This is a genomic window from Bacillus sp. OTU2372 (assembly GCF_038440275.1).
Classification (GTDB): domain Bacteria; phylum Bacillota; class Bacilli; order Bacillales; family Cytobacillaceae; genus Neobacillus; species Neobacillus bataviensis_B.
In genome coordinates this window covers 34,351-57,708 of record NZ_JASATK010000019.1, presented here as the reverse complement: position 1 = coordinate 57,708, position 23,358 = coordinate 34,351, and the positions used below count along the sequence as shown (strand labels likewise).

The 23,358-nt window shown below is 38.4% G+C and carries 26 protein-coding genes and 1 pseudogene; 24 read left to right on the top strand and 3 right to left on the bottom strand.

Features of this window, described 5'->3' with window-relative positions:
• The first annotated feature begins 97 nt into the window (after positions 1 to 97).
• From AAHB15_RS22745 to AAHB15_RS22680, 14 genes are all read left to right on the top strand, one after another.
• A complete protein-coding gene (locus tag AAHB15_RS22745) occupies positions 98 to 1,267 on the top strand; it encodes an MFS transporter (RefSeq protein ID WP_335574824.1) in 1,170 nt (389 codons plus the stop codon).
• Between the two features lie 63 nt (positions 1,268 to 1,330).
• Positions 1,331 to 2,038 (top strand): SDR family oxidoreductase, encoded by a 708-nt coding sequence (locus AAHB15_RS22740; protein ID WP_342043398.1) that lies wholly within the window; start codon positions 1,331 to 1,333, stop codon positions 2,036 to 2,038.
• Between the two features lie 561 nt (positions 2,039 to 2,599).
• Complete coding sequence (locus AAHB15_RS22735) at positions 2,600 to 3,271, top strand: GntR family transcriptional regulator (protein ID WP_335575018.1); 672 nt, start codon at positions 2,600 to 2,602, stop codon at positions 3,269 to 3,271.
• A gap of 67 nt (positions 3,272 to 3,338) precedes the next feature.
• Positions 3,339 to 3,791, top strand: a complete 453-nt coding sequence (locus AAHB15_RS22730) for a hypothetical protein (RefSeq protein ID WP_335575017.1) — start codon at positions 3,339 to 3,341, stop codon at positions 3,789 to 3,791.
• A 26-nt stretch (positions 3,792 to 3,817) separates the two neighbouring features.
• Positions 3,818 to 5,278: a 4-hydroxyphenylacetate 3-hydroxylase family protein gene (locus tag AAHB15_RS22725; RefSeq protein WP_335575016.1), complete on the top strand. Its 1,461-nt coding sequence runs from the start codon at positions 3,818 to 3,820 to the stop codon at positions 5,276 to 5,278.
• Between the two features lie 45 nt (positions 5,279 to 5,323).
• A complete protein-coding gene (locus AAHB15_RS22720) occupies positions 5,324 to 6,094 on the top strand; it encodes a carbon-nitrogen family hydrolase (protein ID WP_335575015.1) in 771 nt (256 codons plus the stop codon).
• A gap of 25 nt (positions 6,095 to 6,119) precedes the next feature.
• Positions 6,120 to 6,794, top strand: a complete 675-nt coding sequence (locus AAHB15_RS22715) for a DUF2848 family protein (protein ID WP_335575014.1) — start codon at positions 6,120 to 6,122, stop codon at positions 6,792 to 6,794.
• A 1-nt stretch (position 6,795) separates the two neighbouring features.
• Complete coding sequence (locus AAHB15_RS22710) at positions 6,796 to 7,143, top strand: cupin domain-containing protein (RefSeq protein ID WP_335575013.1); 348 nt, start codon at positions 6,796 to 6,798, stop codon at positions 7,141 to 7,143.
• 146 nt (positions 7,144 to 7,289) lie between these two features.
• Positions 7,290 to 8,102, top strand: coding sequence for an FAD synthetase family protein (locus AAHB15_RS22705; protein WP_335575012.1), 813 nt, complete (start codon positions 7,290 to 7,292; stop codon positions 8,100 to 8,102).
• Positions 8,103 to 8,140: 38 nt separating this feature from the next.
• Entirely contained in the window at positions 8,141 to 9,466 is a 1,326-nt protein-coding gene (locus AAHB15_RS22700; RefSeq protein ID WP_335575011.1) for an MFS transporter, read from the top strand.
• A 186-nt stretch (positions 9,467 to 9,652) separates the two neighbouring features.
• Positions 9,653 to 10,597: an agmatinase gene (gene speB / locus AAHB15_RS22695; protein ID WP_335575010.1), complete on the top strand. Its 945-nt coding sequence runs from the start codon at positions 9,653 to 9,655 to the stop codon at positions 10,595 to 10,597.
• A gap of 37 nt (positions 10,598 to 10,634) precedes the next feature.
• Entirely contained in the window at positions 10,635 to 11,990 is a 1,356-nt protein-coding gene (locus AAHB15_RS22690) for an APC family permease (protein WP_335575009.1), read from the top strand.
• 22 nt (positions 11,991 to 12,012) lie between these two features.
• Entirely contained in the window at positions 12,013 to 13,638 is a 1,626-nt protein-coding gene (locus AAHB15_RS22685; protein ID WP_342043396.1) for an amidohydrolase, read from the top strand.
• 128 nt (positions 13,639 to 13,766) lie between these two features.
• Positions 13,767 to 14,348 (top strand): TetR/AcrR family transcriptional regulator, encoded by a 582-nt coding sequence (locus tag AAHB15_RS22680; protein ID WP_342043395.1) that lies wholly within the window; start codon positions 13,767 to 13,769, stop codon positions 14,346 to 14,348.
• Between the two features lie 99 nt (positions 14,349 to 14,447).
• Here AAHB15_RS22680 and AAHB15_RS22675 read toward each other — a convergent pair whose 3' ends face one another.
• The gene (locus tag AAHB15_RS22675) at positions 14,448 to 15,110 is read right to left on the bottom strand and encodes a TetR/AcrR family transcriptional regulator (protein WP_335575006.1); all 663 of its coding nucleotides are present in this window, start codon (positions 15,108 to 15,110) and stop codon (positions 14,448 to 14,450) included.
• Between the two features lie 227 nt (positions 15,111 to 15,337).
• On the opposite strand from AAHB15_RS22675, the gene AAHB15_RS22670 reads away from it, so the two are divergent.
• From AAHB15_RS22670 to AAHB15_RS22650, 5 genes are all read left to right on the top strand, one after another.
• Positions 15,338 to 15,976: a nitroreductase family protein gene (locus AAHB15_RS22670; RefSeq protein ID WP_335575019.1), complete on the top strand. Its 639-nt coding sequence runs from the start codon at positions 15,338 to 15,340 to the stop codon at positions 15,974 to 15,976.
• 31 nt (positions 15,977 to 16,007) lie between these two features.
• Complete coding sequence (locus AAHB15_RS22665) at positions 16,008 to 16,304, top strand: putative quinol monooxygenase (RefSeq protein WP_144567582.1); 297 nt, start codon at positions 16,008 to 16,010, stop codon at positions 16,302 to 16,304.
• 358 nt (positions 16,305 to 16,662) lie between these two features.
• Positions 16,663 to 17,253 (top strand): TetR/AcrR family transcriptional regulator, encoded by a 591-nt coding sequence (locus tag AAHB15_RS22660; RefSeq protein ID WP_342043394.1) that lies wholly within the window; start codon positions 16,663 to 16,665, stop codon positions 17,251 to 17,253.
• Between the two features lie 16 nt (positions 17,254 to 17,269).
• Positions 17,270 to 17,611 (top strand): DMT family transporter, encoded by a 342-nt coding sequence (locus AAHB15_RS22655; protein WP_342043393.1) that lies wholly within the window; start codon positions 17,270 to 17,272, stop codon positions 17,609 to 17,611.
• Positions 17,612 to 17,926, top strand: a complete 315-nt coding sequence (locus AAHB15_RS22650) for a DMT family transporter (RefSeq protein WP_335575873.1) — start codon at positions 17,612 to 17,614, stop codon at positions 17,924 to 17,926.
• Between the two features lie 105 nt (positions 17,927 to 18,031).
• Here the strand turns inward: AAHB15_RS22650 and AAHB15_RS22645 are convergent.
• A pseudogene (locus tag AAHB15_RS22645) lies at positions 18,032 to 18,571 on the bottom strand (TetR/AcrR family transcriptional regulator).
• A gap of 218 nt (positions 18,572 to 18,789) precedes the next feature.
• Here AAHB15_RS22645 and AAHB15_RS22640 point away from each other — a divergent pair.
• Both AAHB15_RS22640 and AAHB15_RS22635 read left to right on the top strand, forming a co-directional pair.
• On the top strand, positions 18,790 to 19,587 hold the full coding sequence (locus AAHB15_RS22640; protein WP_342043392.1) for a carboxymuconolactone decarboxylase family protein: 798 nt from the start codon (positions 18,790 to 18,792) through the stop codon (positions 19,585 to 19,587).
• A gap of 152 nt (positions 19,588 to 19,739) precedes the next feature.
• On the top strand, positions 19,740 to 20,153 hold the full coding sequence (locus AAHB15_RS22635) for a cupin domain-containing protein (RefSeq protein WP_335575757.1): 414 nt from the start codon (positions 19,740 to 19,742) through the stop codon (positions 20,151 to 20,153).
• Between the two features lie 88 nt (positions 20,154 to 20,241).
• Here AAHB15_RS22635 and AAHB15_RS22630 read toward each other — a convergent pair whose 3' ends face one another.
• Positions 20,242 to 20,790 (bottom strand): TetR/AcrR family transcriptional regulator, encoded by a 549-nt coding sequence (locus tag AAHB15_RS22630; RefSeq protein WP_335575758.1) that lies wholly within the window; start codon positions 20,788 to 20,790, stop codon positions 20,242 to 20,244.
• A gap of 274 nt (positions 20,791 to 21,064) precedes the next feature.
• On the opposite strand from AAHB15_RS22630, the gene AAHB15_RS22625 reads away from it, so the two are divergent.
• From AAHB15_RS22625 to AAHB15_RS22615, 3 genes are all read left to right on the top strand, one after another.
• Positions 21,065 to 22,243, top strand: a complete 1,179-nt coding sequence (locus AAHB15_RS22625; protein WP_342043391.1) for an MFS transporter — start codon at positions 21,065 to 21,067, stop codon at positions 22,241 to 22,243.
• Positions 22,244 to 22,410: 167 nt separating this feature from the next.
• Positions 22,411 to 22,551: a hypothetical protein gene (locus AAHB15_RS22620; RefSeq protein WP_446715893.1), complete on the top strand. Its 141-nt coding sequence runs from the start codon at positions 22,411 to 22,413 to the stop codon at positions 22,549 to 22,551.
• Positions 22,552 to 22,620: 69 nt separating this feature from the next.
• Entirely contained in the window at positions 22,621 to 23,346 is a 726-nt protein-coding gene (locus tag AAHB15_RS22615; protein ID WP_342043390.1) for a RibD family protein, read from the top strand.
• The last annotated feature ends 12 nt before the right edge of the window (positions 23,347 to 23,358 follow it).

Genomic DNA, 23,358 nt, shown 5'->3' with positions numbered 1-23,358 from the left:
AGTCAGACCCGAAGTAAACTAAATTCTTTGAGAAGAACCGTTACAGTAAATGCTCCCAAAAAATGGGGGCAATTTATCGTAGAAAGGAGTTGTTTTTTTGGCTAAACGAAATAATTTATTGATTTTTATATTAACCATAGGAGTATTCGGCATCTTAAATACTGAAATGGGGGTTATTGGGATATTGCCTTCCATTGCTGATCACTTTCAAGTCAGTATAGCAAAAGCAGGATGGCTGGTGAGTTTTTTTGCCCTTGTTGTTGCAGTATCTGGTCCAACGATGCCTTTATTGTTTTCGGGGATAAATCGGAAGATGGTCATGTTACTTGTACTAGGTATTTTCGTATTGGGGAACATCGTATCTATTTTTTCAACTAACTTTACCATTCTATTAATGGCTCGGATCATTCCAGCTTTTTTTCATCCCATTTATTGTTCGTTGGCATTTACTGTAGCCGCTGCATCAGTAAGTAAAGAGGAAGCTCCAAAAGCTGTTTCCAAAGTATTTATAGGAGTATCTGCCGGTATGGTAGTCGGTGTACCAATCGCAAGTTTTATAGCTAGTGCAACCTCTTTACAAATGGCGATGGTATTCTTTGCTATTGTAAATATGTTGGCATTCGTTGCTACCATACTATTTGTACCCTCTATGCCTGTTAAGAAAAGACTTTCTTACGGAGCACAAGTATCGGTATTAAAAAAATCTATTACTTGGCTTTCGATTGTGTCTGTTATTTTATTAAACTCAGCCGTATTTGGAGTTTATAGTTATCTTGCAGATTATCTGAAAACTGTAACGAATATGTCTCCCAATACCATCAGTCTAATATTATTCGTATTCGGCGGAGCCAATATTATTGGAACCATTCTCGCAGGGAAGTTACTTACTAAAAATGCGATTAAATCTGTAATGACATTTCCTTTTGCATTGGGAGTTGTTTACATCCTGTTATTCTTATTTGGACAATTTACCCTACCAATGGCGATCATTACTTTAATTTGGGGAATTATAGCTGGAATAGGGGGCAATATTAACCAATATTGGATTACGTCTTCTGCTCCCGAAGCTCCTGATTTCGCAAATGGCTTATTTTTAACATCCGCTAATTTAGGAACAACATTTGGCGCAGCTGTAGGCGGGTTAATTATATCGGATATGGGCACACAATACGTCGTATTGGTGGGATTCCTATCATTGATATTAAGTTTGATAACTATTTTACTAAGAAACTACATGTTTACCCCTACACAACAACTTTCAAAATAAGGAGTATCCCTATTAGATTTTAAGATACCACTCAATCTGAGAACAAGAAATGGAGGATTTAAAATGTCAAAAGATATAAAAGTTGCACTTGTCACCGGCGGGAATCGAGGTATTGGATATGAGCTGGTTAAACAACTGGCTTTGAAAGGTTTTAAGGTCATTTTGGCAAGTCGTGACCCAGAAATGGGTCATAAAGCTGCGCAAAAACTTCAGCAATCAAATCTAGATGTTTCGTTTGTGGTGATGGATATAGATAATCAAGAAAGCATCCATCAAGCTGCAATTACAGTAAATGAGCGGTATGGAAGAGTAGACGTATTGATTAATAATGCTGGCGTGTATCTGGAGGAAAATAAAAAGTTAGTGGCAATGGACCCTTCCATTTTGGAGAGAACAATGACAACCAATTTCTTCGGCGCTTACTATTGTGTCCGGTCATTTATTCCCCTCATGGAAAAACAAGGCTATGGGAGAATTATTAATGTTTCCTCAGAATATGGGGCGATGAGCGATATGTCATATCCAGGAGTAGGAGCTTATAAGTTGTCCAAATTTGCCCTAAATGGATTGACACGATTGGTAGCAGCTGAAATCAATGGGAATATTAAAATAAATGCAGTCGATCCGGGATGGGTAAGCTCAGATATGGGTGGACCATCGGCTCCAAGAACTCCGAAACAAGCGGCTGATTCTATTCTTTGGTTAGCGACTATTGGACCCGAAGGACCTAATGGGGGATTCTTTCGAGATGGAAAACGAATCGATTGGTAACCATGTCCGCCATTGCTGATCATTAAAATTAATCAAAGATATAAGTCGGTTTTCCTAATTGGATAATCGGCTTTTATCTATAAATTTGTGAAGGAAAGTAGTTTATCATTCTTATATTTAAATTTGAAATGTTCATGAAATTTCTTTCCATAATTTGCAGTATCACATTGTTTTTTGCAGTACCTATGAAACTTCTTATAAATGATAGTGAAAGATACAACATAACCTTTTTTATTATAAGTTGAAAATTCATATATTATTGTTGCAAAATAATATGAAAATTTCTTTATTGTATTACCTTCTATTAGTTTAACTTTTTTACTAGTCTCATCCATCACAGTACAAGAGGTTTCCAATTATACATTTCTAAACATTACAGGAGATCTTCCAAAAAAGTACTTAATAACAACTATTGACATTTATCAAAAGTGGCACAAAACAAATGAAACTGGTAAAAAATATTAAAAAAGTAGTTGACCTATGCATTCTGTGTTGTGTATTATGTATACATAAAGAACAATTCATAATTTTCGCAAGTAAGAGAAAAAGAAAGGAGTAGTTATGGAAGGAGTAAACTTAAAACCAATTAAGAAAGAGAACACAACACAAGATAAGGTTTATAAGCAAATTCAAAAGGCGATTCTTTTTGGCGGTATCTCCTCAGATGAAATCTTTACAGAGGTTCAATTAGCAGAAATGTTAAATACTTCAAGAACGCCTGTAAGAGCTGCTCTGCAAGATTTAGTAAAAGAAGGATTACTCGTTTCAATTCCAAGAAAAGGAGTAACCGTAAGAAGGATTACACAAGATGAACAGGATGAAATTTTTTTACTTCGTAGTTCGATTGAAGTTCAAGTGGTTAAAAAACTAACAGAAGTGATTACCTCTCCCGATCAGCTAAAGATATTAAGACTAATAGTTAAGGAGCAGCAGGAAGCAAAAGAAAATGAGGATGCTATAAAGTTTATTGAGCTAGACCATGAATTTCATCTTTCACTTACAAGATTGGCGAACTTTAGCATTATAGAAGAAGTATTACAAAATCTTCATAATCTGACTCAGCTTATGGGACTTAAAGCGGTCAGTAAACATGGAAGAATGAAAAACGTGATAAAAGAACACATCGAAATTATCGAGGCGTTAGAAACCAGAAATGCAGAGTTAGCATCAGCAGTAATTTTAAATCATTTAGATAATACAAAAGATACTTTAAATAATTTAGAGACCTCCTAATTTCTAGGGCTTTCCTAGAAATAGGTTGCTCAATAAAAGAAATGTCGACAAAGAAAGGATGAAAAAGATGAAAACGGTAGAGTCAACCTTGAGTCATGAAATGGAAGAGTTGCTTCAAGGGCAAACCTTGGTCTTTTGTCATACATATAGCAAAAGCTTAGGCAAAGTCATTTCGACTGCCTTGTCCTGGGTGTTTGCCATCGATTGTAAGACCGTACGATTTGTCGTAGACTGTAAATCAAAAATTGTGGAGGCCGTAAATGATCATAGTGAAATCACATTAAGTTTTATCGCGAATGAAAGCGTTTACTCGTTGTCGGGCCCTTCGAAAGTCAAAGTCGAAAAAACTCAAGATATGACCTTAAAGATGGCTATTATTGAAATCGAAGTAGAGGACCTTCGGGATATTACCTTTTATGGAGCACAAATTACCCAAAAGCCGCAATTTATCAAAACATACAAAGAATCACTGATCAAAAAGCTGGATAATGAAGTAAAAGAAGTCGTTTATAATCTATAAATCTATTAATAGAGAGGAAGATCATAGTGGTTAGGACAGGTAATGAATATTTAGAGTCTATTAGGGACAATAGAAATATCTATATTGGCGGAAATAGAGTAGATGATGTAACGACACATCCGGCTTTCAAAGGAATTACCGAAACAATTGCTAACCTTTATGATATTGCTGCAGACGAAAACAATAATATGATCTATAAAACAGAAGACGGAACGCTCGCAAATAAAATTTACATGATTCCAAAAAACAGGGAGGATTTAAGAGACCGGCGTGAAGCGATTAAAACGTGGTCTGATACTACATACGGATTTGTGGGTCGGTCTCCGGACCATGTTGCCTCCTTTTTTGCAGGGTTCGCAAGCTCTCCTGAAGTATTTGAAAGGGGACTTCCAAAACTAAAAGCTAACGCTGCAAATTTTTATAAGTTTGCCAGAGATAATGACTTATATTTATCCTATGTCATTATTCCACCGCAAATTGATCGAGGTAAAGCGTCCCATGAGCAGGAGAAAAAATTCTTGGCAACAGGTGTTTATGAAGAAAGAGAGGATGGCATTGTCATTAGAGGCTCGCAAATGCTCGGAACAGGTGCGGCCGTATCTAATTATTTGTTTGTAAGCTGTATTACACCGCTTCGCCCAGGTGATGAGGATTACGCTGTTTCTTTTGTGGTGCCAATGGATGCAGTTGGATTAAAGCTATATCCGCGCCCAAGCTATGCTGCAGACAAGCCTAGCACCTTTGATTATCCACTCTCCACTCGATTTGACGAGAGTGATGCGTTAGTTGTATTTGATGATGTATTCATTCCATGGGAGCATGTTTTTATCTATAAAGACATTGATCTCGTACGGGCACAATTCCACGAAACACCTGCCCATAAATTAGGGAATAGTCAGGCTCAAACCCGATTTACCAGCAAGTTGAAATTTGTCATCGGTTTGGCGAAGAAAATCACTGCTGCAAATGGAATCGACAAAATTCCAGCTGTGCAGGAAAAACTAGGTGAATTGGCATCGCTTGCGGCAACGGCGGAGGGGCTGCTCCTTGCTTCCGAGTATGAGTGCACTATTGATAAAAATGGTACGGCCGTTCCAAACCCACGTTTCTTATATGGGGCAATGGGTTTGCAAAATGAATTGTATCCTAAAGTGATATCGATTTTCAGAGAGTTAGTTGGCGGAGGGGTTCTGCAGGTACCATCCTCATTTGAAGAGCTGGTGAACCCGGAAACAAGGGATGATATGCAAAGGTATATTCGTTCAGCCACAGTACGTTCTGAGGAAAAGGTCCAATTGTTTAAGCTTGCCTGGGATGTGATTGGCAGTGAATTTGGCGGACGTCACCAGCAGTATGAAATGTTTTATGCCGGTGCCCCATTTGTTGCGAAAGGTTTTTCTTATCGTAATTATGGATATGAGGAAGCAGAAGCCTTAGCTGCGAAGTGCTTAAATGGATATAGCATTCCGAAAGATTGTTTAGTATAAATAACGTTTTCTGAATTTTAAGTATTTAAAAGGAGGGCTAATGGGGTGAAAATCGGTTCGATTCAACTAGAAATAAAAGACAATGAATCAAAACAAGAGCGGATCCAAAGAGTCAAAAACATGTTAGGTGATATGAAAGGTTACGACTTAATCGTTTTACCAGAAATATGGGCGACGGGATATTTTGGTTTTGACCGTTATGTTGAGGAAGCAGAAGAAATAGATGGTCCATTTGTTCAGGATTTTTCGCAAATTGCTAAATCTTTAAATGTCCACCTTTTTGCAGGAAGCTTTGTGGAAAGGGAGGGTGATGACTACTTTAATACCAGTATCTTGTTTAATTCAGAAGGTGAAGTCATTGGGAGCTATCGGAAAATTCATTTGTTCAGATACGGTTCCGAGGAAGGTAAATTGCTTACCCGTGGATCAGATATCACTGTTATTGATACACCTTTTGGAAAAGTGGGGTTATCGACGTGCTACGACCTACGATTCCCAGAGCTTTATCGAAAGCAAGTGGACCTTGGTGCAGAGATCTTATTAGTCACTTCAGCATGGCCCCATCAGCGTCTTGAGCACTGGAAGCTGTTTAATGTGGCAAGAGCGCTTGAGAATCAGTGTTTTCTCATTTCCAGTAACTGTGTCGGTAAGAATCATGGCATTTTATTTGGAGGGCATAGCCAGGTGGTCGATCCATGGGGAGTCGTGATTGCCCAGGCTGGTGAAAAGGAAACGATCTTGACTGCGGAGGTTGACTTGCAGGAGATTGCTGTCATTAGAGAAGACTTCCCGCAATTAAAGCATCGTATTTTATAAGAACTGAAAGGAGTGCTATGGCCAAATGAATTTTTATGTAAATGGGAAAGAAATCAGCTGGGAGCCACAAAACTTTATTATTGCAGGCTATACGGCAAAAGATCAGGCAGCACTAAAAGCACATATAGAAGAGTTAGAAAAAATAGGAGTGGCCGCCCCTAAAGCTGTACCGATGATCTATCAGCTATCCCCGGAATTACTCAGTACAGAAAGAGTCATTTCTACCGTAAAGAACGATGGAAGCGGCGAGGCCGAAGTGGTTTTACTCCATATTGAAGGGGGATGGTATGTGGGCATCGGCAGTGACCATACGGATCGAGTCCTTGAAGCAACATCCGTACAAAAATCCAAACAGGTCTGTGCCAAGCCAATTTCAAAAGAGTTATGGCCTTTAAACAGTATAGAAGATCATTGGGATGAGATTGAATTGAAGAGCTGGTATTCAGTTAATGGTGAAGAGCATTTATACCAATCTGGAAAATTGGAGGCTTTTTTATCGCCGAAGGAGCTTTTAAACATTATTGAAGCTCGCGGCTATACCACTGCAAATACTGCGTTATTTTGCGGTACTCTTCCAATTCTCTCAAAAGAATTTCTATTCGGAGAGGAATTTCGCGCAGAATTATATGATGCGAGAAATGATAAAAAACTAGAATTGTCTTATCAAACAAAAATATTAATCGATTCTGAGGTGGTTTAAGATGACAAAAAAAGAGTTAGAATTTACCGATTACCGTAACTTTGAAGTAGAACACTTTCCTGTTAAAGGGCTGTCACAAAGGGTCATTGCAGCTATTCCGGGAAGTGAGGTAGCAACGCGTATTCTTCAGTTTGAACCTGGAACAGATACATCTCCAAACGGCGTGCAAATTCATGATTTTTGGGAGGAACTGTATATCATTGAAGGGTCGATTATTGATCTGGAATTGAATGAGGAATTTAAAGCAGGTGCCGTTGCAACCCGTCCTCCTGGGATGAAACATGGTCCATGGAAATCCCCGGACGGCTGTAAAATATTTGAAGTCCGCTACTATTCCAAAGGCCAATAAAGGAGAAAATTAGCTATATCTCTATCAAACTAGAAATAGGGTATAGCTTTTTATAAAAAATTTTAGCTTTTTGTGTATACACAATACAGTATCCTAAAAAGAAATTTGAAACAGATTTCTTAGCTTAAAGGGGAGAGTGAAGCAACTTGGAAATTGAATACATCACACATTCACTGGATGCAGTAATAACGATGAGTGAACATCATGTCATGGCCTTAGGCTTTTTTGATGGTGTTCATCTAGGTCACCAATCCTTACTGCAGCAGGCGAAAGCGATAGCTAAAAAGGAGGGTGTGAAGTTCACTGCGATGACCTTTGATCCGCATCCACATGAGATCATTAAACGTGATACCGACCGGAGATATATTACTCCACTGGATGCGAAACTGGAGAGAATAGCTGCTATTGGTGCAGACAAAATTTTTGTAGTGAAATTCAATTTTTCCTTTGCTTCCCTTCCTGCTGATAATTTTATCCAGAAATATATTGTAGGCCTTAATGCCAAACATGTCGTAGTAGGCTTCGACTTCACTTTTGGCCATAAAGCCCAGGGGGATGTTGACTACTTACGTCATTTCAGTAAAGAGAGGTCATATGAAGTAACCGTTATTTCTAAACAGACACGAAATAACCAAAGAATCAGTTCTACACTGATTCGAAAGCTGATCAGTGAAGGCGATGTTCATCGGATACCGCATTATTTAGGAAAGCATTACGAAATTAGTGGATGTCTAGTTGAATCACCTATACAAGCGTTTCATATCCATAGCAAATATATGATGCCGAAGCCTGGTCTCTATCAAGTGGAAATCCTATCAGGGACGAAAACGACCATGGGATATCTTAGATGTGATGGTGAAAGCTGCCAGCTAAGCAGCAGTGCATTGGTCTCGCTAAAAAGCGGGGAAATTACGGTTAAATTCTTACACCAATCATTGATTCAGACTGTATCAGTATAGGAAGTCAAAATAGAAGATTTATTATTGGGGGAAAGAACGTGAAAGAGAACCAAAATAAAACTGCAAGCTCCAAAAAAGTTCTATTCGCTAGTTTAATTGGCAGCACCATTGAGTTTTACGATTTCTTTCTATATGGGACCGTAGCGTCACTCGTCTTTAATAAATTGTTTTTCCCAAATGATGATCCCCTTGTAAGCTTATTGCTTGCATATGCTACTTTCGGTGTGACGTTTTTTATTCGTCCTCTTGGCGGTCTGGTGTTTAGCCACATGGGGGACAAATTCGGAAGGAAAAATACTCTCGTTATTTCCCTTATGCTAATGGGGATTTCAACGATATCCATTGGATTATTGCCAACGTATAGTTCCGTTGGAGTCTTGGCGCCGATTTTACTTGTTTTCCTGCGCCTTCTTCAAGGGATTGCCCTTGGCGGCGAATGGGGAGGAGCTGTTCTGCTGGCAGTAGAATCAGCCCCGAAACAAAAACGTGGTTTCTATGGAAGCTTCCCAGCTATGGGAATTCCGCTTGGAATGTTACTAGGAACCTTCTCCGTATCGTTGATGAGTATGCTTCCAGATGGACAATTTCTAACATGGGGCTGGAGAGTTCCATTTTTACTAAGTGCCCTATTGGTAGCCATCGGTATTTGGATTCGCCGTGGAATTGTAGAAACATCGGCCTTCCAAGAAGAAAAACAAAAAGGGAATGTGGTCAAAGTTCCACTCATTGAGACCTTTCGCTATCATTGGAAAGCCGTATTAATCTCACTAGGCGCAAAATGCGTAGAAGTTGGACCGTTCTATATCTTCACTACTTTCTTTATTGCTTACTCCACAGGCACCATTGGTTTTTCAAGAACAACAGCATTAAATGTGATTACCATTTCAACTCTTGTCACAGCACTCTGCATTCCGTTAATGGGCATCTTATCGGATAAAATTGGCCGGAAACGTGTTTTCCTTATGGGTGCAGCCGGATTAGCTCTTTTTGCTTTCCCTTACTTCTATTTACTATCACTCAAGTCCACTTTCTGGGTCTATGCAATCTCCATCATTGCTTTAGGGATTCTCTGGTCTGCCATTGCAAGTATTATTGGTACCATGTTCACGGAGATGTTCAGTACGAATGTTGGTTACACGGGAATTACACTTGGTTACCAAACAGGATCTGCCTTATTTGGAGGAACCGCTCCAATGATTGCGACTGTTTTGTTAAAGTCTTACCATGGTTCATGGACCCCCCTAGCCATATTTATTTGTATTCTTTGTGTAGCATCCTTTATTTCCGTGACATTCCTTCGTGGAACTCAAAAGGCTGCTTCAGATGCCGTTTCAGTGCCTCGAAATAAAAGTGCAGTGAAATAGTGAATTTTCACATAGCAGGTAGGTTTGACAGTAGTATCAGATTCTAGTTCACGATTTTCAAGAAAAATAGCTTACTATATTGCAACTATTTTTAGGAATAGTTTGACTATTCCTAAAAATGTGACTATAATCAAATTAAACTAACTACCGGTAGTTAACTGGTAGAAAAATAAGGAGATGGGAAAGATGAAATATCCACTAACACCAGATGTACAACCAGAGTTTTGTACGACGGGAACATTTATGAGGTTACCCTCTACCAGAGAGAATGCGAAATTAGCAATTGTAGGAATGCCTTTTGATACGGCGGCTTCTTTTCGTGTGGGGGCCCGCTTTGCTCCGCAAGCCATTCGTCAAGCATCAATGACGTTATTTCCATACCACCCTATTCATAAGGTTTATCCATTTGAAGATAGCCATGCAATTGATATTGGGGATGTATCCGTTATTCCTCATAATATCCATCGCAGTTATAAATTGATTGAAGACGCGATGTTTGAGTTGATGGATAAAAAAATTATTCCTATTGGTTTAGGAGGAGACCATTCCGTTACATTAGCCAACCTCCGCGCTGCAGCTAAAAAACATGGACCGGTGGCGATGATTCATTTTGATTCACACACTGATACATGGGACACTTATTATGATGAAAAATATTGGCACGGTTCGCCATTTATCCGGGCGCATGAAGAGGGGTTATTGATCGCTAATAAGGTATTTCAAATCGGAATAAGAGGGACACTGAACCATCCTGGAGACTTAGAGGCAAGCTATGATTTAGGTTATAACGTAATCACTACCCCTGATATTCACGAACGAGGTTTTGAAAGTATTCTACTTGAAATGAAAGAAGTGATTGGCGATGCCCCGTGCTTTTTAACGTTTGATATTGATTTTGTCGATCCATCCTGTGCGCCGGGAACAGGGACACTAGAAGTTGGGGGATACAATAGTTTAGAGACCTTGAAAATGATTCGCTCGTTAACAGATTTTAATTTTATCGGTTTTGATATAGTGGAAGTGCTGCCATCCTATGATCCTACTCAAATTACTTCACTCCTAGCTGCCACGCTTGTCCATGAATTTGCTAGTTTGGCCACCTTGAAAATAGCAAAAGAGAGCAAAAATTAACCATAATCTATTTTTTAAGAGAGGGTTGATAAATGGGATGAATAATTCTCCAGGACTAAAACGCTCATTATCATTTGGGCATGTTATATTATTCGGACTATCCTTTATGGCTCCCATAACTGTTTTCAGTACGTATGGAATTGCGATTAAAAGCACGCACGGCATGATCCCTACTGCTTACATCATTTCTTTATGTAGTGTGCTTTTTACTGCATATAGCTATGAGAAAATGGTAAAGGAGTTTCCAACAACTGGTTCTGCCTATACCTATGTACAAAAAGGAATGAATTCTTCAATGGGTTTTCTTGTTGGCTGGATGATTTTGTTGGACTATTTACTTAGCCCCATGATTAGTGCATTGTTATTTGGAATTTTTATTCATGCCTATTTACCGGAGATTCCAGTACCAGTGTGTATAATTACTTTCGTTGTGATTATCACTGTCATCAATATCCTAGGAATTAAGTTGGCAACAAATGTAAGCGCTGTATTGCTTGCTTTTCAAATCCTTTTCATTATTACTTTTTGCATCTTTAGTATGAAAGGGCTATTGAATGGAAAAGGAACAGGAGATTTATGGTCGATTACCCCATTTTTTGATTCTACTGTTCATTTTTCGAGTATTTTATCGATAGTACCCCTATTATGCTTTAGCTTTTTAGGCTTTGATGCCGTGACAACGTTGGCTGAGGAAACGAACGATCCAAAAAAGACTTTACCGAAAGCCATCTATTTAATCACTATAATTGGAGGCATTTTATTTGTTGCTTCGACTTATTTTGCTCAATCCATTTACCCAAATTTTACATCCTTTAAAGATCCTGAATCGGCAGCGGTAGATATTTTAGTCAATGCTGGCGGCAATTTCTTAAACGCGTTTTTCCTTAGTGTTTCGGTGACAGCATCTATTGCTTCAGCTGTTGTTTCTGGTGGAAGCGGTTCTAGAGTTTTATATGCAATGGGCAGGGAAAGTATTCTTCCTATTAAGGTTTTTGGTTATCTTTCACCCAAATTTAGGACACCTGTCTATAATATTATGATGATTGCTATTTTCGCATTGAGTGCATTATTTTTAGATTTAAATACAGCTGCAGCCTTCATTAATTTCGGTGCATTATTTGCATTTACCTTTGTTAATCTTTCGGTAATTGTTCATTTTATCGGCAGAAAAAAACAGCGGAAGGTGAAAGACATCATTTGTTACTGCATTATTCCGTTAGTAGGTGCATCAATCACAGCATTATTCTGGTCAAAATTAGATATTCATTCCATGATCCTAGGGAGTATCTGGGGATCGGCTGGATTTATTTACCTCTTGTACTTAACGAAATTTTTCAGGGAGCGGCCACCTGAGTTAGATTTTGATGAAACAAATTTTGAAGTGCAAACGTAAAACAAAGAATGGAGAGATATATATGAAAGCAGATATTATTCTTTCAAGTGAGGCGGTTTTTACTGGACTTGAGGATGGACCAAAGCCAGCGGCCATCGCTATTTCAGGGAATCGAATCATAGCTGTCGCCCCACCTGACGAAATTGAATCGTTCATTGGTGAAAAAACGTTAGTCCATCACTATGGTGATCAATTAATTATTCCGGGTTTTCACGACTTTCATGTTCATACGATGATGGGCGGACTTTCACTTGAAAGTTTAAATCTTTTTGAAGCCCGATCCGAAAGACAAGCTGTTGAAATGGTCCAGCAGTATTCGGAAACGCAAGAGGAAGCAGAATGGATTATTGGATTTATGTGGGATTCCAGCTATTGGGTAGACAAAAAGTTTCCGAGCCGATACTCTTTAGACCATGTAATTTCTGATCGGCCGGTTGTATTATTCCATGCAGAGGGACATTATACTTGGGTAAATATCAAAGCATTAAAAATGGCTAATATAGACAGTCAAACCCCTAATCCCCCTAATGGAATAATTGAGAAGGATGAGAATGGTGAGCCCACAGGGATCTTAATTGAGGAGGCCACATCACTTATTACGAAATACGCGTATGATTTTTCAAAACAGAAAAAAAGAGAACTATTTAAATCCTTTCTAAGTGAGGCAGCCAAATTTGGTGTGACCTCGGTTAACAATTTATATGGTACCGAAACGCTGAGTAAATTGGATGATTTTGAGATTTTCCAAGAATTTGAGGAAGAAGGAGAACTCACCGTACGGATGCACCTTTTTCCAGCTCTTGATGGTGATATTGAGGGAGCTGTAAACTTACGAAAAAAATATCAATCGGATAAATTATGTGTTTCAGGACTGAAGCAATTTATTGACGGTGTGATAACTAGCAGAACTGCATACATGCTGGAGCCTTATACAGATAAGCCTGAAACGTACGGAATGCCTGCTCATTCAGCCGTAAAAATTAAACAATGGGTGGCGGAAGCCGATCAGCATGGGTTTAGCATTCGGTTTCATGCGATTGGAGATGCTGCAGTCCGTTTAGCACTTGATTCCTATGAGACTGCACGAAATATCAATGGAAAAAGAGATTCCCGACATGCCATTGAACACATCGAAGTGATTCACCCGGAAGATATTTCACGTTTTGGTGAGTTAGAAGTCATTGCTTCAATGCAACCCAATCATTTTGCCTTGTCTAAAAGGGGAACATATACAGAGCGAATTGGTTTGGAACGTGAAAAATATGTGTTTGCCATCCGTTCTTTAAAAAATGCTGGAGCAAAATTAACATTTGGAACAGATTTCCCCATTGATTCTTTGAATCCTTTGGTGCAAATTTATCGTGCAATTACCAGAATCGATAGCAGTGGAAAGGATGTATGGAATCCTAATGAAAGAATTTCGCTTGCTGATGCGCTTAAAGCTTATACTTACGGTCCTGCGTTTGGGACATTCCGAGAGCATGAACTTGGGACAATTGAAGAAGGGAAGCTTGCCGATCTTGTTGTATTAGACCGAAATCTGTTTGATATTTCTACAAAAGAAATCATCCAAACCTCTGTTCAATTGACAATAAGTGATGGGAAAATTGTTTTTTCGAATTATACGGATCTTGTCAAAATGAATTAAAAAAATGAAAAAGTTTTGTTTTTGTAAAGAAAACAGGACTTTTTTGTTTCCATAAGGTATATTTTTTAGATTATCTGCTATTTCCAGTTTATAATTTAGACAACTAGAGTTAGTTCCGGAGGACAAATATGACCAGAGATAAGATTATTGCGGCAGCCCTAACGCTTTTTTCCAAAAATGGATATGAAGGAACCAGTTTGACTGAAATTGCAAAGGCAGTTGGAATAAAAAAACCTTCTATTTATAACCATTTTAAAAGTAAAGATGAAATCTTCCTTACCATTTATGAGAATATTTTATGGCTACATGTACAACAAGTAGAAAAATTAATAGAAGATATAAAGGGCTTAAATGCAAAAGTGCAGCTTTCTCAAATACTAGATTTAACGTTTCAATATTATATTGATTTTGAGGAGCAATCTACTTTTCTAAAAAGATCAGTTTTCTTTTCCCCAGAGAACTTAAAGGAACAATTGCATGAACAGTTTATGGCCGCAGAAGATGCGATGTCTGCTATTTTAAGAACAATTATCAATAAAGGCATGGAAAACGGAGAAATCCGTAAGGGAAACATTGATGATTTTATCGTGTCATATTATTGTTTACTTGACGGGATTTTTATTGAATTATCTTATTATGGTGTTGAAAAGATGAAACCAAGGATAGTAAACATCTGGACCAATTTTTGGTTTGGTTTTAAAAATGATTAAAAGCTATTAAGGAAATCATCCTGGGTGAAGCCGGAAAGCAATTCAATTAACTGTTAATTAATAAGCCCTTGGTTTACAAGGGCTTATTTTTTACAGTAGTTAGATGGATGCTAGTTTATTCAGGATGGACTCCACCATGGCATGGACATCCTCATCTTCCGTGTTTTGCAGGTATGCAGGCGTAAAGACCTGGGTTTTCTTCGCCACATAGTAATCGAATAGCGCTTGTTTCAAGGACAAATCCTCTTCCATTAAGAAGGAGGTATTCACTAATTTACCTAGTACCGTTTCATCCTGAATAATGAGGATTGAGGCATTCAATTCGTTAAACACCTCTGATTTCATGCCATTTTGATAAAAAGTATGAATAATGGACAATTGTTCTTTTCTTGATTGCATCTTTTTTTCATAAAGATGTAGGCAGCTTTTTTTTAGGTCATGCAAATAAATATCTGAAGCATATACAGCTGAAAAAACAGCCTGTTCAAACACTTTTTGAAGACGAAGTGGATACGATAACTCTTCGTTGGTAATGGTTTGACCCGCTTCATTTATATAATCAATACAGAGATTCGTCAGCTCCATGATGATGTCTTCCTTGGAAGAAAAATAGTTATATAAGGTAGCCCGGCTCAAATTCATCGTGTGGGCGATATCTTGAATGGTAAGGGAAAGGAATCCTTGAGTACGAACAAGGTGGATCAATTTTTTTACATGGATTTTTCTCATCATCTGTCTTTCATCAGGTGCGATTTTTCTCAAAGTACCACTTCCTTTATCCCGAAATTATATCATAATCCAATAGAGTGAATGAAGATTTTGATATTCCAATTCTTCCTAGTTTACAACTAACAGAAAGTGGAGTATGTTTATACGTAGGTAACATTTTAGACACTTTATATCAATTTTGTCTAAAATGCATAATGTTTTTTTTCTAACATTAGAATAAATGCAAAATGGGAAAAGAGGAGAATATAAGAATGACCACCATGACAACAGCACAAGTAACGAATGATTTTATTAAAATTGTAACAGAACGCCGTTCCATAAAAAATTACGATCCATCCGTAAAAATTAGCCGCGAAGAAATGGCAGAAATTCTTACCTTCGCAACACGTGCTCCTTCTTCCGTAAATATGCAGCCATGGCGTTTTCTTGTGATCGAAAGCCCTGAGGCAAAAGCAAAACTTGCCCCTCTAGCTCGGTTCAATCAGACCCAGGTTGAAACATCATCAGCTGTTATTGCGGTTTTTGGTGATTTGAATAATTTTGAGAAATTCGAAGAAATCTACGGCACAGCTGTAGATAAGGGATTTATGCCTTTAGAGGTAAAAGAGCGAATTCAGGCATCCTTTTCTAGCTACTTTGAAACCATTTCACGCGAAGAGATGAAAGAGGTTGTTTTGGTAGATGGCGGTCTTGTTTCAATGCAGTTAATGCTTGCTGCCCGCGCTTATGGATATGATACAAATCCAATTGGAGGATATGAAAAAGACCAAATTGCTGAGGCTTTTGGATTGGATAAGGACCGTTATATTCCGGTTATGTTGATCTCTATTGGTAAAGCAGCTGATAACGGGCACCCATCTGTACGTCTCCCAATTGACCAAGTCGCACAATGGAAGTAATGATAAATAAACAAGAGAGGATACAGGTTTAATGATTATCATTCATGCTACATTCCAAATAAACCCAGCGAAGGAGAACCTGTTTCTAGAGGAAATCCAGCCGCTTATTGCCGCTTCAAGAGAAGAGAACGGAAATATTTCTTATCGCCTTCAAAAAGATATAGAAAATGAACATGTATTTATGATGGTGGAAGTTTGGCAGGATATGCAAGCTGTTGCCAGTCATAATTCAAGCGATCACTTCACCAAGTTCGTAGCTAAAGCGAAAGATTTCTTGGCTGCACCATTAGAGGTTAAAGCATTTGAGGGGCAGCCATTAAAATTATAAATGTTAACAAATATAATTAGAAATAGGGAGGGTGTCCTAAAAGTATAACTTTTAGGGCATCCTCTTTTTTATGTCCCTTAAAAATAGGGGATGAGCCATCCTATGAAAAAAGAGGTCCTAGGTACAAATAAGTTGTTCTATTTTTGTGGAAAAAACATAAAAAGCAACCATTTTGGGGACCCTTTCTTCTTCATGAAGGAGGGAACGGACAGGGGATTCCACTTGTGGAAAGTGCGAAGGATGTTCCGCGTTATCCTGGTAAAATTATCGGGATTTATTTGGACAGCACCAACTTTCCATTGACAAAAAATGTATGATTTGATAAATTTAACTGACGAACGGTCGGAAGGGTGAGAATATGACTTCAAATCAAATTAAAGAAGTTGCACTTAATTATTTTGCCAAACACGGATATGAGGGAACATCCATGGCACTCATTGCCGAGGATGTAGGGATCAAGAAACAATCAATCTATACTCATTTTAAAGGAAAAGATGACCTCTTTCTTCAGGTATGCAGTGGTGTGTTCTCAGATCAAATCAGGTTTATTCTTGATTATATTGAAAGCAATCAAGCTTGCAAACTAGAAGAATTATTATATGCATTTATTTTAAGGTATAAAGAGCGGTATGAGAGGGACGAAGCCACAAAGTTCTGGCTGCGAATCTCCTTTTTTCCACCCAATCATCTATATGAAGAGGTCATGACACTTGTTTATGAGACGCTAGACCGTATAGAGGAAATCCTATTTCCGATCATTGAAAAAGCAATGCAGGAAGGGGAAATTAGTTCAGAGGCTGGAGGGAGGAGAGCTACGGCTGCTTACATGGGCGTGTTAGATGGAATCTTTGTTGAAATGTTATATGGAGGTTCGGATCGATTAAATAAAAGAATAGAGTCATCCTGGTATCTTTATTGGCGGGGATTATCAATGGGGTTACGGGAGTGATATGGAGGAAAAGGGAATGAATCGTAACTGGATACTTGTTATTATCGCTGGATTAATCGAAGTTTTGTGGGCAATTGGGTTAAAGTATTCAAACAACTGGATTTCTTGGTTAGGTGTTGCGCTGCTTATCTACCTATCGTTCATCTTCTTGCTGAAGGCTACAAAGACATTATCAGTGGCCACGGTTTATGCCGTTTTTACAGGAATTGGTACAGCGGGAACCGTTGTGGTAGAGATGATTTTTTTCAATGAGGCTTTTAACTGGTCAAAAGTATTTTTTATTGTATTGCTTATAGTGGGTATAGCGGGTTTAAAACTTGTAACTACAGAATCAGCGGAGAAGGAAGGGGGAGTATAAATGGCATGGGTCTATCTTATTTTAGCTGGAGGATTTGAAGTGTTCGGGGTAATCGGAATGAACAGGGTACTAAAATACAAGAGCTTCCAAGCATATGCTGTCTTGTTCGGTGGATTTATCTTCAGCTTTAGCTTTCTTACATTGGCCATGCAAACCCTTCCCAGCGGCCTTTCTTATGCCGTTTGGACAGGGATTGGGACGATCGGAGGCACTTTAGTAGGAATATTTTATTATGGGGAACCTAAGGATTGGAAACGATTATTGTGTATCGGTACGATCTTGTCAGCCATCATTGGGTTGAAGTTGACGTCATAAATGATATTGCAGTCCGAATTAAAAAAAGAGGAGAATGCTTATCCAGAAAAAAGTGGACACTTAGCATCCAGGAAAATGTTGCTTAGAATTGGCAATTAGAATTAACTATACAATCCTCTCTAACAAAATCCCCAATTCTTTTGCTATTGACTGAGGTGGAGATGGCATTCCTTCCTTTAACCATGATTCCAAAACCGCTACATATGCATTTGCAGCAAATTTAACAATAGTATCTTCACATAGACCTTGATTTTTCCCTTTGTCCACTTCATCCTTGAATTCTTCGATTAGAAACTCAAGAAACTTACTTCGAAAAGAAGGAGCCCCTTTACTCGCTAACATGGTCGAAAAGAATAAATAATTACGCTCAAAGTATTCAAAAAAGATTAGAGTGGCATCTATCCATTCCCTTTCACATGCCGATTCACTCGTTTCCTTAAGTTTGTTTATATGTTCTTCCATCAGCTTATCCAGCAGGTCATATTTATCTGTATAGTGTAGATAGATGGTTCCTCGATTAACATTTGCCTTGTCGGAAATATCCTAAATGGTAATTTCATCGAAACTTTTTTCTGTCATCAGTTCTATAAGAGCATTTTTGATGGCTTCTTTGCTTTTGGGTATTCTTCTATCCACTTTAGACACACTAATTCACCAACTATTCCTAAAGATACTCAACAATTTTAATTAATTTGTTGAGTAATCAACGATTTGCGTTAATTTAACCATTGAAAGTATGAAGGGCTTTTTTATAATTATAAACAGATGTTGATTAATCGATCAATATTAATTATTAAAAGCACCATTTTTAACTAACCTTTGGAATAATAAAAGTAAATTAACTTTATACAGGAGGCTTATTTATGGACAGAGTTGAAAAGAGCAAGGAAAAATACAAACAATTATTTGGTAATGGAGTACCAGCCGCGTACGCTACCGATCCTGATTTTCAGGACATTCTTAGCCGCTTTATTTTTGGAGAAGTTTTCTACCAAGGTAATCTGGATGATAAGCAACGTGAGCTAATCACTTTGGTAGTGCTTGCTGCCAACCAGACATTACCTCAGCTCAAAGCCCATGTTGGTGCCGCTCTGAACGTTGGGTTAACACCTGTAGAAATCAAAGAGGCTGTTTATCAGTGTGCTCCTTACATTGGATTTCCCAAAACATTAAACGCCATCAATGAAGTCAATGAGGTTTTCAAATCCAAGAACATTGGATTACCAATTGAAAGTCAAAAACAGACTGTAGAAGATAACCGTTTTGAAAAGGGGCTTGCAACTCAAGTAGAGATTTTTGGAGATGTCATTAAAAAAATGCAGGAGAGTGCTCTGGCAAATCAAAAGCATATGCAGGAATACCTTTCCGCTTTTTGCTTTGGAGATTTCTACACCCGCGAGGGACTTGATTTGAAAACACGGGAGTTGTTGACACTCTGTATTATCAGTACGTTAGGCGGTTGTGAAAGCCAAGTAAAGTCACATGTGATTGGTAATAAAAATGTGGGAAATGACAAGGAAACATTAATCACCGCCATCACTCACTGTCTCCCATATATGGGCTTTCCGAGAACACTGAACGCATTAGCTTGCGTTAATGAAATGATTCCTGAAAATAAGATAGGGTGTTATGGATCCAGCGATGAAAGCAGAATTGGATGAATTTTACCAAGTGGCGATGAATGCGGAAAACATTGCACTTGCCATTCTTTGCCACCTGAGCAACCATTAGATGTCGCCATTAATGGAATGATCATTCGTCCAACTGTTCAAGTTGGATAATAATAAAAATAAAGTTTATTGGAGGAATTAACATGGCAAAACATGAAGAAGTAAAAAATGGCGTTATTTTCCCAGTGGGAGAAAAAAATGAAGCATTTGCACAATTTTTTGTGGGACAAAGTTATCTTAAATCATTAGTTGCTGATCCCAAAGTGAATGTTGGTGTTGGAAATGTGACTTTTGAACCAGGATGCCGAAATAACTGGCATATCCATCGTGATGGATTTCAAATTTTATTAGTAACTGGTGGAGAAGGTTGGTACCAGGAAGAAGGAAAACCTGCTCAATTTTTAAAAGCTGGCGATGTTATTGTCACTCACGATGGCGTGAAGCACTGGCATGGTGCCGCAAAAGATAGTTGGTTTGAACACATTGCAATTACTGCAGGAAGGCCGGAATGGTTAGAACCTGTTTCAGATGAAGAATATGAAAATGTAACTAAATAAAAATAAATGATAAAACTAAACGCATCGAATTATTGAATTCGATGCGTTAGCTCTTTGTGATAAATGATTACTTTACAATCATAATGAACTAATCTAAGTTCCTATCTAACAATGCCCCTGTCTGTTCAGCCATGACACGAGATGGCAAAGGCATTCCATTCTTGAACCACCATTCCACTGCCCCAACAATCGCCGAGCCAAAAAATTGAAGAATAACATCTTCACTTAATCCTTGATTTTTTCCTTCGGATGTATCCACTTCAGGTTTATACTCTTCTACGACTAAATCAAGAAACCGACTACGAAAATAAGGAGCACCTTTACTCGCTAACATCGTCGAAAAGAATAAGTAATTACGCTCAAAGTATTCGAACCAGACATAATTTCCTTCTTGAAATGTCATTTCTGATGCTGATTGGCAAAGTTCTCGGAGATTGTTTATATGTTCTTCTATCATCTTATCCAGTAGATCATATTTATCCGTGTAATGAAGGTAGATCGTTCCACGATTCACATCTGCTCTATCAGCAATATCCTGAATGGTAATCTCATCAAAACCTTTTTCAGACATCAGTTCAGTAACAGCTTTTTTAATTGCTTCTTGGCTTTTCGTTATTCTTCTATCAACTTTTGACAATAGAAATCACCAAACTTTCCCAAAGATAATCAACAATATTAATTGATTTGTTGAGTAATCAACGAATTGCGTTAAATTAACCATTGAACGTACTCGTAATCTTTTTATAATTATAAACAGATGTTGATTAATCAATCAATATTAATTTTTACAGCATGTATAAAGTTGTGTAAATGAGGATGATGTTCAAGCCGTTGTTGATTTGGCAATGGAAAAATACGGTCGTGTAGATGTACTACACAACAACGCTGGGAGGAGTGATTAGGAAAAAATTATGAACAACACTTGGAAAATTTACCTGTTGGCCGTTATTACCTTTATGGTGAGTACATCTGAGTACGTTATTGCAGGTATTTTGGATAAAGTCGCTGCCTCGAATCATGTTTCTGTATCGATGGCAGGACAACTGATCACTGTATTTGCGGTGGCGAATGCGGTTGGTTCTCCATTGGTTGTGATGGCGACGACAAAAATGAATCAGCGTAAGTTAATGATGCTTTCTCTTGCTTTAATGGTGTTCGGCAGTGTGATGACAATCACTCTTCCTGGTTTCGGTTTTCTTATCGTCTCTCGCATTATACTTGCTCTAGGAAGTGGAGTTTTTGCCATTGCTGCTAAAACTGCCGCAGCAAAATTAGCACCACCCGAAAAACAAGCAGGGGCTATTGGCACAGTTATTCTTGGGTTTAGTGCTGCCATCATCATCGGCGTGCCAATTGGCCGGGTTGTAGCGCTCCTCTACAATTGGAAGCTAATTTTTGTGGGTATCGGTGTTCTTAGTTTACTAGCAATCTTCATTATCATCCGAACGATTCCTGCCGCAAATAACGGGGTGGCCGTCCCTCTGGGCAAGCAACTCTCTTATTTAAAGAACCCGAACATCTTAATGGGCCTTGGTGTCACGTTCTTTTGGCAGTTAGGATATGGGGTGATGTATTCATATATTGCTCCTTTCCTATTAACCGTTACTTCTATGACCGGACATGAAGTTAGTGTTGCTCTCTTTTGCTTTGGCATTGCTACCTTAATAGGCTCTAAGTTTGGGGGATTTATGACGGATCGGATTGGTAATCCCAGAACTCTTGTCGGCGGTTTGATTTTACATGTTATAGCTTTAGTGTTGCTCTCTACTATCGCCAGTTCAACCTTTGTCGCCATTCCATTGCTCATGATATGGTCCTTCTCGGCATGGTCGTCTGGCCCAGGTATGCAGTATAACTTGGTTTGGCTTGCTCCGGAAGCTTCGGGAATCATGCTTAGCCTGTATGGCTCCTTTATACAGTTGGGGATAGCGGCGGCCGCAGGAATTGGGGGTATTGCAGTGAGAAGTACATCCGTTCATGCAGTTAGTTGGATTGGAGCTCAATCAGTCGCAATTGCAGCCATTCTTGCGGCGGTTTCATTTAGTCTTAGTAAACCCACGAAGTACGAGAAGGCCATCTTGCAAGAATGAAAGGTAATTTTATTCCATAATCAACAAAATGCATTAAATTAACGATTGAAGAATCTTGTTTCTTTTTATAATTATAAACAGCTGTTGATTAATCAAATAGTATTGATTTTTTAATAGTGGAAATGAAGAAAGGGTGTCATTTATTATGTCTAATATTGGACCCAACGATGAAAGCAGGCTTGGAGGATTTTTACAAGGTTGCTATTGATGCAGAAAGCATTGCTCGTGCGATTTCCTTTGCGATTGAGCAGCCAGCAGATGTTGGTATCAATGAAATGATTATCCGGCCAACAGTTCAAGTAGGTTAAGTTAATCTCTTAGCTGCCCCATTTACACACTTTTGGGGCAGTACTTTATCAATTAAAGGGGAAAAATACATGGAAAGACCATATATCATCTGCCACATGCTAACTTCATTGGATGGGAAAATCATTGGAGATTATTTGAAAGAAGAACGAGCAGCGTATTTTACAGACGAATACGAAAAAATTCATGGACGTTACGGATGCAAAGCATGGATGTGTGGCAGGATTACCATGGAGGAACACTTTACTTTCGGACATCAATTAGATTTAAAAGAAGATAACATTCCTACGATCCCCAGAACGGATTATGTAGCAAATAAGGATGCAAAAAGTTATGTCATAGCAGTAGACCCTTCTGGAAAACTAGGATGGACAGAAAATTCAATTGCACCATGGAATGAGGATAGGTCAGAGGACCACATAATAGAAGTCCTTACAGAGCAAGTATCTGATGCTTACTTAGCTCATCTGAAAAACATAGGTATATCTTATATTTTCGCCGGAAAAGAACGATTAAATTTTACTGTTGTCGTGGAAAAACTCAAAAAACTATTTTCAATCGAAGAACTAATGCTAGAAGGTGGGGGCTTTTTGAATGGCTCCTTTTTGAATGAAGGATTAATTGATGAATTGAGCCTGATTTTAGTTCCGATTGCGGATTGTGCCTCTAATTCAGTGACGCTATTTGAAACGAGCTCTTTTCTAACAAATCAGCATCCAGTCAATTTCTTCTTGAAAGAAGTCGAAAAACTGGATGATGGCGGTTTATGGTTGAAGTATGTAACAAAACGTGATTAACCGCCTTTTAAC

Excerpts from the sequence above, each read along its gene's own strand:
- AAHB15_RS22740 (WP_342043398.1), top strand. The coding sequence starts at position 1,331 with ATGTCAAAAGATATAAAAGTTGCACTTGTCACCGGCGGGAATCGAGGT.
- AAHB15_RS22735 (WP_335575018.1), top strand. The coding sequence starts at position 2,600 with ATGGAAGGAGTAAACTTAAAACCAATTAAGAAAGAGAACACAACACAA.
- AAHB15_RS22730 (WP_335575017.1), top strand. The coding sequence starts at position 3,339 with ATGAAAACGGTAGAGTCAACCTTGAGTCATGAAATGGAAGAGTTGCTT.
- AAHB15_RS22715 (WP_335575014.1), top strand. The coding sequence starts at position 6,120 with ATGAATTTTTATGTAAATGGGAAAGAAATCAGCTGGGAGCCACAAAAC.
- AAHB15_RS22710 (WP_335575013.1), top strand. The coding sequence starts at position 6,796 with ATGACAAAAAAAGAGTTAGAATTTACCGATTACCGTAACTTTGAAGTA.
- speB (WP_335575010.1), top strand. The coding sequence starts at position 9,653 with ATGAAATATCCACTAACACCAGATGTACAACCAGAGTTTTGTACGACG.
- AAHB15_RS22690 (WP_335575009.1), top strand. The coding sequence starts at position 10,635 with ATGAATAATTCTCCAGGACTAAAACGCTCATTATCATTTGGGCATGTT.
- AAHB15_RS22685 (WP_342043396.1), top strand. The coding sequence starts at position 12,013 with ATGAAAGCAGATATTATTCTTTCAAGTGAGGCGGTTTTTACTGGACTT.
- AAHB15_RS22680 (WP_342043395.1), top strand. The coding sequence starts at position 13,767 with ATGACCAGAGATAAGATTATTGCGGCAGCCCTAACGCTTTTTTCCAAA.
- AAHB15_RS22670 (WP_335575019.1), top strand. The coding sequence starts at position 15,338 with ATGACAACAGCACAAGTAACGAATGATTTTATTAAAATTGTAACAGAA.
- AAHB15_RS22665 (WP_144567582.1), top strand. The coding sequence starts at position 16,008 with ATGATTATCATTCATGCTACATTCCAAATAAACCCAGCGAAGGAGAAC.
- AAHB15_RS22660 (WP_342043394.1), top strand. The coding sequence starts at position 16,663 with ATGACTTCAAATCAAATTAAAGAAGTTGCACTTAATTATTTTGCCAAA.
- AAHB15_RS22655 (WP_342043393.1), top strand. The coding sequence starts at position 17,270 with ATGAATCGTAACTGGATACTTGTTATTATCGCTGGATTAATCGAAGTT.
- AAHB15_RS22650 (WP_335575873.1), top strand. The coding sequence starts at position 17,612 with ATGGCATGGGTCTATCTTATTTTAGCTGGAGGATTTGAAGTGTTCGGG.
- AAHB15_RS22640 (WP_342043392.1), top strand. The coding sequence starts at position 18,790 with ATGGACAGAGTTGAAAAGAGCAAGGAAAAATACAAACAATTATTTGGT.
- AAHB15_RS22635 (WP_335575757.1), top strand. The coding sequence starts at position 19,740 with ATGGCAAAACATGAAGAAGTAAAAAATGGCGTTATTTTCCCAGTGGGA.
- AAHB15_RS22625 (WP_342043391.1), top strand. The coding sequence starts at position 21,065 with ATGAACAACACTTGGAAAATTTACCTGTTGGCCGTTATTACCTTTATG.
- AAHB15_RS22620 (WP_446715893.1), top strand. The coding sequence starts at position 22,411 with ATGAAAGCAGGCTTGGAGGATTTTTACAAGGTTGCTATTGATGCAGAA.
- AAHB15_RS22615 (WP_342043390.1), top strand. The coding sequence starts at position 22,621 with ATGGAAAGACCATATATCATCTGCCACATGCTAACTTCATTGGATGGG.